Source organism: Chryseobacterium indologenes, from assembly GCF_018362995.1.
Taxonomy (GTDB): Bacteria; Bacteroidota; Bacteroidia; order Flavobacteriales; family Weeksellaceae; genus Chryseobacterium; species Chryseobacterium indologenes_G.
In genome coordinates, this window is sequence record NZ_CP074372.1 from 2656479 (window position 1) to 2668765 (window position 12287).

Annotated in this window: 6 protein-coding genes; 5 read left to right on the plus strand and 1 reads right to left on the minus strand. The window is 37.6% G+C overall.

The window, feature by feature from the left end; genetic code table 11:
* Positions 1-15: 15 nt before the first annotated feature.
* Entirely contained in the window at positions 16-309 is a 294-nt protein-coding gene (locus tag DYR29_RS12005; RefSeq protein ID WP_213277058.1) for a helix-turn-helix domain-containing protein, read from the minus strand.
* Positions 310-493: 184 nt separating this feature from the next.
* Here DYR29_RS12005 and ccoN point away from each other — a divergent pair, with 184 nt between their 5' ends.
* From ccoN to DYR29_RS12030, 5 genes are all read left to right on the plus strand, one after another.
* A complete protein-coding gene (gene ccoN / locus DYR29_RS12010) occupies positions 494-2773 on the plus strand; it encodes a cytochrome-c oxidase, cbb3-type subunit I (protein ID WP_213277059.1) in 2280 nt (759 codons plus the stop codon).
* Positions 2774-2792: 19 nt separating this feature from the next.
* Positions 2793-3680 carry a cbb3-type cytochrome c oxidase N-terminal domain-containing protein gene (locus DYR29_RS12015; RefSeq protein WP_213277060.1) on the plus strand — a complete coding sequence of 296 codons (888 nt, stop codon included), beginning with the start codon at positions 2793-2795 and terminating at the stop codon, positions 3678-3680.
* A 291-nt stretch (positions 3681-3971) separates the two neighbouring features.
* The gene (locus DYR29_RS12020) at positions 3972-8999 is read left to right on the plus strand and encodes a translocation/assembly module TamB domain-containing protein (protein ID WP_213280621.1); all 5028 of its coding nucleotides are present in this window, start codon (positions 3972-3974) and stop codon (positions 8997-8999) included.
* Positions 8999-11326: a BamA/TamA family outer membrane protein gene (locus DYR29_RS12025; RefSeq protein ID WP_213277061.1), complete on the plus strand. Its 2328-nt coding sequence runs from the start codon at positions 8999-9001 to the stop codon at positions 11324-11326. Before DYR29_RS12020 ends, DYR29_RS12025 begins: the two co-directional genes overlap by 1 nt.
* A 1-nt stretch (position 11327) precedes the next feature.
* A complete protein-coding gene (locus DYR29_RS12030; RefSeq protein WP_213277062.1) occupies positions 11328-12269 on the plus strand; it encodes a YihY/virulence factor BrkB family protein in 942 nt (313 codons plus the stop codon).
* The last annotated feature ends 18 nt before the right edge of the window (positions 12270-12287 follow it).

Sequence of the window (12287 nt, forward strand, 5' to 3'; positions counted from 1 at the left end):
GCTAAAAACCAAAGTCTACAAAAACTCTTTCGGAATTGAAATATTATTCTTTTTCATATACTCCAAAAGATCCTGATATTTGTCTTCATATGTATCTATTCCACATTTATGCGAAATACTGCAGATATCAGATGGTTTGATGTCTAAGATCGTTGATATTTTAGTCAGTATCTCCAGATTGATCTTTACCTTGGAGTTCTCAATATCGGAATAGGCTTTCTGGGAGATTCCCATTTCAAATGCCATGTACTCCTGCGTAAGGTCTTTATTCCTACGGATTTTCCTGATATTTTGTCCACATACTTTCATCGTTTTTGTTTTAGTAGTTTTCGGTATATTTTAGAAGATTATCTAATAGCCTCTAACAAAGTTAATAAATACCTTTGGCAAAACATTATACACGTTACATGATATTTATTTTCAACATAGAAAAGAGTCAAAAATAGGTCTTTTTTAAGAGAAAATATCACTTCGGTAAACACTATTGGAATTTATGGAGACGCAAAAATTTAATTATGACAATAATATTGTCAGAGCATTCCTCTATGCGACTATCGCATTCGGACTTGTAGGATTTCTGCTGGGGCTTACAGCTGCATTGATGCTTTTTTATCCTGAATTACCTGAATTTTTATTCGGTACGGATGATACAACTATTAAAAGCTTAGCTTCAGGCAATATTCAGGGACTGATCAATACTCAGGGAGCAATGGGCTTCGGAAGAATCAGAATGCTTCATACCAGTGCTGTAATTTTTGCTTTCGTTTGTAATTCCTTTTTCTGTGGTGCTTACTACAGTATGCAAAGACTCCTTAAAACCAGAATGTATAGTGATACGCTATCATGGATTCATTTCTGGTCCTGGCAGATTATGATTATCAGTGTAGTGATCACATTCCTTATGGGAATCAACACATCTAAAGAATACGCTGAACATGAATGGCCTATTGACATTTTAATTGCATTCTCATGGATCGTTTTCGGGATCAATATGTTCGGAACTATTGCCAGAAGAAGAGTGAGACATTTATACGTAGCCATCTGGTTCTACATTGCAACCTGGATTGCTGTAGCGATGCTTCATATCTTCAATAATCTGGAAGTTCCGTTATCCTTCACAAGCTGGAAATCTTATTCTGTATATGCAGGTGTAAAAGATGCATTAGTACAATGGTGGTATGGGCACAATGCAGTAGCATTTGTTTTAACGACCCCTGTATTAGGTCTGATGTATTACTTTATGCCAAAAGCAGCACAACGACCGGTATTCTCATACAAGCTATCCATTATTCACTTCTGGTCGCTGATCTTTGTATACCTTTGGGCCGGGCCTCACCACCTGCAATATACAGCTTTGCCTGCCTGGGCTCAGGCGGTAGGAACAGGATTTTCTATCATGCTTATTGCACCATCATGGGGAGGAATGCTGAATGGTCTTCTAACCTTAAGAGGAGCATGGGATAAAGTAAGAGAAAATCCGATTCTGAAATTCTTTGTAGTTGCTATTACCTGCTATGGTATGGCAACTTTCGAAGGACCTTTATTAGCAACAAAATCATTAAATAAAATTGGTCACTATACTGACTGGGTAATCGGGCACGTACACATTGGTGCACTCGGATGGAATGGTTTTATGGCATTCGGAATTGTTTATTACCTAGTTCCGATCATGTGGAGAACGTCTCTTTGGTCTAAAAAACTGGCCAACTGGCACTTCTGGCTGGGAACATTAGGAATTATCTTCTATGCCGTTCCTATGTATATTTCAGGATTCACACAAGGATTGATGTGGAAGCAATTCAACCCGGACGGAACATTATTGTGGAAAAACTGGCTGGATACGGTTACTGCAATTATTCCTTACTTTAAAATGAGATTCTTAGGAGGTGTTCTTTATTTGTCAGGGGCAATTTTAATGGTCATTAATGTTATCAAAACTATTAAAGCCGGTTCATTCCAGAAAGAAGTTCCTGCAGAAGCTCCTGCATTAGCCAATATCGGAAGTACAAGAAAAGAAGGCGAAGGCGTACACCTTTGGTTGGAAAGAACTCCTACTCTCCTTTCTATATTAGCTTTCATCACTATAGCAATTGGTGGATTAGTAGAGATTGTTCCGACATTGTCACTGAAGCAAAGTGTTCCCACGATAACGGCAGTAAAACCGTATACACCGCTGGAACTGGAAGGAAGAGATCTTTATATCCGTGAAGGCTGTAATTCATGCCACTCCCAGATGATCAGACCTTTCCGTGATGAAGTGGTAAGATTTGAAGGAAAAAACGGACAATATTCCAAAGCCGGAGAATTTATTTACGACAGACCCTTCTTATGGGGATCTAAAAGAACAGGACCTGATCTTCACAGAGAAGGAGGAAGAAACCCGGACTCATGGCACTTCAAACATATGTACAACCCAAGAATTACGTCTGCAGGTTCTATCATGCCACGCTTCCCATGGCTGATCACCAATAAACTGGACCGCAATCAGATGGTGGATAAAATGAAACTGATGAAAAATGCTTTCGATGTTCCTTATACAAAAGCTCAGATAGATTCTGCCAACCAATGGGCAGACAACCAGTCAAAAGCAATTGTACAGAGAATCTATGCTGAAGCAACAGATGTAAAAGATCAGATGGTAAAAGAGAAAACAGCAAAAGGATCTGCATATGTACCTCTTGAACAGAGAGAAATTGTAGCTATGATCGCGTACCTGCAAAGATTAGGTACAGATATTAAGACAACACAGGTACAAACAGCAAGCGTAGAGTAACATTTAAAATTGAATTGCAATGAAAACGAGAACCCCAATTTCAATATATATCGCAACAACGATAGGTTTAACGATCATGGCCTTTGAAATGTTCGCCAGTGATTCAGGATATTTTTCTTCTCCTTTTTTCTGGGCGCTGATATTAATTGCCATTATCCTCCTGCTCATTATGAATTCGATTGGAGATCTGGTGGAAAATGAAAATTTCAACAGATTATCAGAGGAAGAGAAAAAACAATATCTGGCAGACAAAAAGGTTCCTTATTATCAGAAATTATGGAATTCTGCCTTCAAAAAGCAATCCGTTACAGAAGAAAAGGATATTCTTATCGACCATGGGTTTGATGGAATTACAGAGCTTGACAACTCACTTCCGAAATGGTGGATCGGCCTGTTCTGGTTCGGATGTATCTTCTGTGCAGTTTATCTGGTAGCCTTTTCTTTCACAGATTATGCCCATCCGGAAGTAGAATATACTAAAGAAGCAAAAACCATGTTGGCATCTATTGAAGAGTATGAAAAAACAGCTCCCCAGATCAATCTGGAATCTGCAAAATACAGTGCTGATAATATCACAGAAGGACAGGAACTTTTCAAAACGAATTGTGTTACCTGCCATGGAGACGGAGGAAAAGGAGGAATAGGCCCGAACCTTACTGATACGCACTGGATCAACATAAAAGAAAAAAGTTTATTTAAAAATGTATTCTGGATGCTTGAAAACGGTTCACCAAATAATCCTACCATGAGACCTTTCATCAAGGAAGGAACCATCACAGGAAGAGATGCCGAAAAGATTGCCGCTTACATTTACCATATCAATCAGGAAACCGCTCCTATCACAACAGCCCAAGGTGGTGCTGCTCCGCAGGGAGAAGAGGTGAAATGGGAAAACGGAAACAACTAAAAAATTATTATCTATCATATAAACCATGCCAAGCCCCCTTTTCTACTACACTAACATTTGAATTTCATTTTTGCTAACTAACCTTTTCAACATTAAAAATGATATAAAGGGGGCTTTTTTTAAAATAAATATCCATGCCTTGGTTCGTCTTACTCAACTATTCACTTGACAACTACAAACTAAAAATTCCATAATAAGACAGTCAAGGCAGGATTTTTGCATTTGCAAAGGATACCACAACGAAGACTAAATAAAATAGTATTATTATCTTTGTTAGAAACCACCTCGCATTTGAAACTGAAAATCAACACCACAAAAATTTTAAGGCGTATTGCAATAACCTTTATTTCAATATTGGTTTTTCTTACCCTGTTGATATTAAGCTTAAGGCTTCCTGCCGTTCAAAATTTCATTAAAGACAAGCTTATTGTTTACCTTGAGAAAAAAATCAAAACTAAGGTAAGCCTTGAAAAAGTTTACATCGGATTTCCCAACAGCCTTGTCATGGAAAATCTTTATCTCAAAGGACAGGATGTAGACACCCTTCTGGCAGTGAAGAAACTGGATGTAGGTTTACATATGCTGAAGCTCCTCAATTCTACAGCAGACATTACTTCAGTCAGCATGGAAGGTGCCCGTGCCAATGTTGTACGAAAACCGAATGGCAAATTCAATTTCGATTATATCATTGATGCTTTCGCAACCAGCGACAAAGAAGAAAGTCCTTCAAAGCCATTCATTATTTCTCTTGATAAAATCAATTTAAAAGATATTGGGGTAACCTTCAATGACCAACAATCCAGGAATGATATTAAACTATATTTTAAGTCTTTCGATACCAGGGTAAAAACTTTCGATCTTAATAAAAACAATTATGCGGTTAACGATATTAATCTTGACGGATTAAAATTAAAGTTAAAGCAGGGACTTGTAGAAGAAGTTGCTCAAAAGGTTGAGAAAAAAGTAGACTCTCTTAATGAAAAGAAACCGATGAATATTGGATTGAGAGGCATTAAGCTTACTCATTGCGATATTGATTACGGTGATGAAAATACAAAAACATTTGCAAAAGTTATATTCACAGAGCTGAGCACAAAGGTTAATAAATTGGATCTGGAAAACAATGCCTTCAACGTAGCAAATGTATTTCTATCCGGTGCGGACATTAATGCCAATCTTTATCTTCCCGCTCAGAATGCCAATCCGAAAAAGACAAAAGAACCTGAAGTTTCCAAAGTTTCAGATCAGGATAAAGCAATGAAACTTCTCTTAGGAAAGCTTGTTCTGAATGATGTAAAGGTAAACTATAACAATACCGCTATTGCCCCAACCAAACAGGGAATGGACTTCAACCACCTGAATTTTTCAAAAATGAATATGGAGGTGAGAAGCTTCAAAATGGAGAACAATACATTTGCGGGAACAGTAAATTCTGCAGAAATCAAAGAAGGCAGAGGACTGGATATTCAGAAATTCAATACGGATTTTGTGTATGCAGAAAAGGAGGCTTATCTCAAAGACCTTTATCTTCAGACTCCAAAAACAATATTGCGCGATGAGGTTATTTTAAACTATAACTCCATCGATCAACTAAGTTCAAACTTAGGCGCTGTAAAGATTTCGGCCAATATTAAAGATTCAAAAATAGGATTCTCTGACATTTTGAATCTGGTTCCAACGTTAAGAAATACAGTTCCATTTAATAAATATCCGAATGCTATTCTCAATGTAAATGCGAATGTAAAAGGAAGCGTGAATGATCTTTTAATTCAGGATCTTAAAGTTTCCGGGCTGGATCAGCTGAGGGTTATGGCATCCGGAAAAATTAAAAATGCGATGAATCCTGATCAGTTGTATTATGATCTGAGAATCGGAGAATTTTCTTCCAGTGCCAAAACGATATTCAATCTTGTCCCGAAAAATACGATTCCTTCCAATATTTCGCTTCCTTCTCATTTCAGCATCAAAGGAAATGCAAAAGGAACAACTAAAGTTGTAAATGCAGATCTTAACCTCTACTCTACACTCGGAAATGCGGCCATCATCGCACAAGTAGATATGCGGAAGAAAAATCATGAGTTATATGATGTAAAAGCAAATCTTCAGGGTATACAGGTAGGAAAAATTATTCAGAATAAGGATATTGGTCCTGTCACAGCACAGATTGCAGCGAAAGGAGAAAGTTTTGATTTTAAAAATGCCAATGCTGATTTAAAAGGACATGTTGCTTCTGCAGTCTACAAAGGATATCGTTATCAAAATATGAATCTTACCGGAAAGATCAACAAAGGGGCTTATCATGTTATTTTAGATTCAAAAGATCCTAATGCCAGTTTACAGCTGACCGCTTCCGGAGTTTATGATGAAAAAAATCCTACGGTAAAAGTAAACGGAGAAGTTATTAAACTTGATGTCAACAAGCTTGGCTTCTATGAAAAACCGATGATTATTGCCGGAAAAATTGATGGCGATTTCACCAGTCTGGATCCGAATAATCTGAACGGATATTTAAACCTTAAAGATTTTGCATTTTCAGATACCAAAGAAGTATATCCTGTACAGGAGGTCAATCTGAAAGCTTCTTCCACTCAGGATTCTACCCAGATTGTTTTCAATTCTCAAGTGGCAGATGTGGAACTGAAAGGTAAATATAAACTTACCCAGATTTTTGGAGCTTTAACGCAAACAGTCAACCAATATTATCAATTCCAGAAGCCGGATAAAAGTCAGAAAATTGATCCGGGACAGCATTTTAACTTTACTGCAAAGATTAAAAATGATGATCTGATCAGAAAATTTGTTCCGGATCTGAAAGATTTTGAAACCATCAATCTGGCAGGAAATTATGATGCAGATTCTCAGAAAATTGAAATTGACGGACAGATTCCGCGATTATTATATGGCGAAAATTCTATTGAAAAAGGGGCTTTAAAAGTAACGAATGAAAATCAGGCATTACAGTACAGTCTGAATGTTGCCGCATTAAAAAGCTCAAGTTTCTCTTTAAATAAAATTAATATCGACGGTGATGTTGCTGATAATACCATCCGCTACAATGTTACTACAAAAGATGAAAAAGACGCTACGCAATTCCTGATCGCCGGAAGTGCAAAATCCTTAAATGATATTACAGAAGTTTCTCTGAACCCGAATGGCTTAAAACTAAACTATACGGATTGGAACGTAGCTGAAAACAATAAAATCCAGATCAGCAACAAAGGGATTCTGGCTGATAATTTTATTTTGTCCAATGGAAACAGTGAAATTGCTGTTCAGTCTGAAACTAACAGTCCAAGCAGTCCTTTGAATATTTCGTTGAAAGATTTCAAGATTGAAACCATTACAGAACTTATTAAAAAAGACACAGTTCTGGCAAGAGGAACTATTAACGGAACAGCACAGCTTCGTGATGTGACTAAAAATATGACCTTTACTTCGGACCTTAATATTTCTGATTTGATCGTCTATGGAAGTCCTGTCGGAAATCTTGCAGTAAAAGTGAACAATGCTTCACCGAAGATCTTAAATGCAGATATTGCGCTTTCCGGAAATAATAATGATGTAAAAATCCTGGGAGATTATAACACTTCTACGAGTACTTTCGATCTGAATATGGCGATCAATCAGCTTCAGATGAAGAGTATTCAAGGGTTTTCTATGAATGCAATTACCAATACGGAAGGTTATCTTTCAGGAAATTTAAAGATTACAGGAACTACCGATAAACCTAATATTTTAGGAAAAGTAAAATTCAATGATGCCGGATTGGAAATTGCCAAAACCGGAAGTGATTTCAGACATCTGAGTGATGAAATCAACTTTACGAGCCAGGGAATTGAGTTTGATAAATTTAAAATTAAAGATAAAGACGGAAATGCTCTTGTTGTAGATGGGCAGGTTCTGACACAGACGTACAGAGATTTCGCCTTTAACCTGAATGTGAATGCAAAAGACTTTAAAGTAGTCAATTCAGAGAAATCCAATGATGCGATCATGTATGGTATTCTTGCTATTGATGCCGGACTTCATATCCGCGGAAACCTTGATCTTCCAAAAGTAGACGGAAGATTAAGCGTGGCAGACAATACGGATTTCACTTTTGTTCTTCCTCAGTCCAGCCCTACTTTGCAGGAAAGAGATGGTATTGTAGAATTTGTAGATCAGGATCAGGTGGTTTTAAACAAAACGATCAAAGCTGATTCTCTTAATGCACAAAGCCGTATCAAAGGAATGGATGTAAGCGTTAATATTGAAGTCAGCAAAGAAGCAAAACTGTCGCTGATTATTGATAAAGCCAATGGTGATTTCGTACAGCTTCAGGGTGAAGCAGAATTAACCGGAGGAATAGATCCGTCAGGAAAAACCACATTGGTAGGGGTATATGAAGTGGAAAAAGGTAGTTATGATCTTTCGGTGAGTTTCCTGAAACGTAAATTTGACATCCAGAAAGGAAGCACTATTACCTGGACCGGTGAACCTACAACGGCTCAAATGGATATTACCGCGGTCTATAAAACAGAAGCACCGCCTATTGACCTTGTAGAACAACAGATCAGTGGAGAAAGTGCTTCAACGTTGAATCAGTTTAAGCAGAGAGTTCCTTTCAATGCTTTATTAAAAATGAAAGGGGAATTATTGAAACCTCAGCTTACTTTTGATATTACTACAGATGAAAAAAACAATTCTGTATCTACTAATGTAAAAGATGTTGTAGATCAGAAGCTTGCCCAGATCAGAACTCAGGAGTCTGAACTGAACAAGCAGGTGTTTGCATTACTTCTTCTGAACCGTTTCATCGGAGAAAATCCTTTTGAAAGCGGAGCGGGAATGTCTGCAGAGACTATGGCAAGACAGAGTGTAAGTAAGATTCTTTCTCAGCAGCTGAACAATCTTGCGGCAGGTCTGATCAAAGGGGTTGATCTTAATTTTGGTCTTGATTCTTCAGAAGATTATTCCAGCGGAGAGAAAAACACCAGAACTGACCTGAATGTGGACATCAGCAAAAAACTATTGAACGACCGACTGAAAGTAACAGTAGGAAGTAATTTCGGACTGGAAGGCCAGGCCCGCCAGAATGAAAACATGACCAATATTGCAGGTAACGTTTCCGTAGATTACAGTCTTTCCAAAGATGGAAGATATATGCTGCGTGCTTATCGTAAGGATGAATATCAGGTAGCTCTTCAGGGGCAGATCATAGAAACCGGAGTTGGATTTATCATTACATTGGATTATGACAAATTCCGCGAGATTTTCCAGAAATCTAAAGAAAAGAAGCCGAAAAAAAATCAAAATAACCAAGTGGTAGAATTTAAATAATGAGTAATAAGTTCCATATATATTGTAAGTATCTGTTGGTTTCCGGAATGGCATCCACCGTAGTTTCGTGCAGTAATACAAGGTTTTTGAAAGAAGGCCAGATGCTTTACACAGGAGCCAAAGTAAAGATTGAAAACGATACGATTTCTAAAAAGGAAAAGAAAGATCTTCAGGCTGCATTAGAAGCCAATCTTACTCCAAAGCCCAATTCTACATTTTTAGGACTGCGCCCCAAACTATACTTTTATAATATTGCCAAAGAGCCGAAAAAAGATAAAGGCTTTAATTACTGGCTTAAATATAAAGTGGGTGAGAAACCTGTCTTATTAGGTGATGTAGACCGGGAGTTCAACAAAGATATTATTGAGAATTATTCTGAAAATAAAGGATATTTCAATGCTAAAGCCACTTATGATACCGTTTCAAAGAATAAAAAAGCCCAGGTTATTTATACGGTAAGACCGGGTTCAAGATATTTGATTGACGGAGTAAAATTCCAGAAAGATTCTACACTGGTGAATCAGGAAATTCAAAGCCTTACTGACAAAACCCTTCTTAAAAACGGAAAACCATTTGATCTGGATGTCATCAAAGCAGAAAGAGACAGAATTGACAACAGGTTAAAAGAAAGAGGTTTTTATTATTTCCATCCCGATAATATTATTGTGCAGGCGGACAGTACGGTGAGCAAAAATCATAAGGTTGAGCTTAATGTAAAGCTGAAGGACAATACGCCGGATTTAGCAACTCAGCAGTTTAGTATTGATAATGTTATTGTATTTCCAAATTACAACATTCAGGATGTGAAAGATGGGAAATACAGCATTCCGATGGATAAAGATTCTCTTTCTAAATATCGTTTCGACGACATTTACGTTATTGATCCTCAACATAAGTTTAAACCGAAGATTTTTGACAGAGCCTTATATTTCAAAAAAGGAGATCTTTATAACCGCTCGAATCACAATCTGACCCTGAACCGATTAATCAGTCTGGGTGTCTTCAAATTTGTAAAGAACGAGTTTATCGTATCTGACTCTTTAAGCCATAAATTTGATGCGTATTACCTATTAACTCCAAGACAAGTCCAGTCGCTTCGTCTGGAAGCCTTGGGAAGAACCAACTCTGCCAACTATGCGGGTAGTGAGCTGAACCTCAACTGGACGCACAGGAATTTCTTCAGGGGTGCAGAACAATTTAAAGCATCCATCTACGGAGCTTTTGATTTCCAGATGGGAGGTGCTCAGAACGCCAATAATATTTTCCGTGCAGGAACAAATGTGCAGCTTTCGATCCCGAGAATTGTGGCCCCGTTCCGTTTTCATTCTTCCAGTGAATTTGTTCCCAGAACGAATATTACATTGGGATATGAATTTCAGAACAGAACACAATATTATACCCTTAATAATTTCACCGGATCATTCGGATATGTGTGGAAAGAAAATGCGAGGAAAGAACATGATCTGAAAGTCATTGATATTACTTTGGTATCGCCAGCAAATGTTACTGCAGAGTACGATTCAATATCAAAGAAGAATCCCGCTATGCAAAGAGTTGTAGCAAAGCAGCTTATTTTCGGCCCTACCTATTCTTACACATACACTAATACCATGCTGCCAAGAACCAATACCTTTTATTATAAAGGAACCCTTGATCTTGCAGGAAATATCACTGGATTGGTTACCGGAGCAGATGTAAAAAAAGATAAGGAAAAGAAAATATTTGGTATTCCTTTCAGCCAGTACGTAAAGATCGAAAATGATGTTAGATTCTATCATAAATTCACTGAAAAATCTTCACTGGCTACGAGATTTATCGGAGGAATTGCCTATCCATACGGAAATTCAGAATTTATTCCTTTCTCCAAGCAATTTTTCTCTGGCGGAAGTAACAGTATAAGAGCATTCCGTGCAAGAACGTTAGGTCCTGGTAGCTTTGATCCGAGAACCATAGATCCGGGTACTTATTTTGATCAGTCCGGAGATGTTAAACTGGAATTGAATGCTGAGTACAGAGCCAATCTTTATAAGTTTTTAAATGCAGCTGTCTTTGTGGATGCCGGAAATATCTGGCTGCTTCATGATGACTCCACAAGACCGGGAGCAAAGTTTTCAAAAGATTTTTTAAATGAAATTGCGGTGGGAGCCGGAGTGGGTCTGAGACTGGATTTTTCTATCCTGATCTTAAGGTTGGATCTGGCAATGCCACTGAGAGTTCCTTATTATCAAAAAGGGGACAGATGGGCTTTCGATAAAATTAATTTCGGAGACTCTAACTGGAGAAAAGATAACCTTGTTTTAAATATTGCCATCGGATATCCTTTTTAATATGATCAAAAATGCTAAATTTTTCTGGGAGGTTCTGAAAGACACATTTACAGAATGGAACAATTCTACTGCATCAAAAGATTCAGCAAGTCTTGCTTATTATGCTATCTTTTCAATCCCGGGATTATTGATCATTATTATATGGGTACTTGGAAATTTCTTTGGCGAAGAAGCTATCCGTGGACAAATCAGCACGCAGATCAGTGGTATTATGGGCCCCGATGTTGCTAAAAGTATTGAAGGTATGCTGGCGGGCGCTTTGATTGACAAAAAGAATATTTTCATGAAAGCCGTCGGAGTTGGATCCTTGGTTTTCGGTTCTACGACACTTTTTTTTCAACTTCAGCATTCATTAAATTCACTTTGGGAAGTAGAAGCTGCTCCCAAAAAGGCATTGATTAAATTTCTCCTGGACAGAGCCAATTCTTTGGGGATGATTCTTATTATGGGATTTCTTTTGATGATCACCATGGTTTTATCTTCTCTGATCAGCCTTTTCAATCAGATTATTACCAGATATTTTGGTTTTGAAACCTATATGTTGGTAGAGTTTGTGAATTTTGCTGTAGGTTTTGGTCTTGTGATGCTCTTATTTGCTTTAATGTTTAAAGTACTTCCCGATGTTTTGATCAGTTGGAAACCAGTATGGAAAGGAGCTTTTCTGACAACAGTTTTATTTACCCTCGGAAAGTTTTTATTAAGTCTTTATTTTAACCAAGTAAAACCTACTTCAGCCTTTGGTGCTGCCGGAACGGTTATCCTGATTATGATGTGGATCAACTATTCCTGTATGCTGATATTTTTTGGTGCCGTATTCACCAAAGTTTATACATACAAAAAAGGATATAAAGCCATTCTTTCCAAGCATGCAAGATGGACTCCAGCCAAGTTATATGCAGATAGTCTGAAACAGATGCATGGTGAGGGAGATAATAAGATGTAAAATGCGGGTTTCGTTTTT

Coding starts and splice junctions, on each gene's coding strand:
- DYR29_RS12030 (WP_213277062.1), top strand. CDS start 11,328: ATGATCAAAAATGCTAAATTTTTCTGGGAGGTTCTGAAAGACACATTT.
- DYR29_RS12015 (WP_213277060.1), top strand. CDS start 2,793: ATGAAAACGAGAACCCCAATTTCAATATATATCGCAACAACGATAGGT.
- DYR29_RS12025 (WP_213277061.1), top strand. CDS start 8,999: ATGAGTAATAAGTTCCATATATATTGTAAGTATCTGTTGGTTTCCGGA.
- ccoN (WP_213277059.1), top strand. CDS start 494: ATGGAGACGCAAAAATTTAATTATGACAATAATATTGTCAGAGCATTC.
- DYR29_RS12005 (WP_213277058.1), bottom strand. CDS start 309: ATGAAAGTATGTGGACAAAATATCAGGAAAATCCGTAGGAATAAAGAC.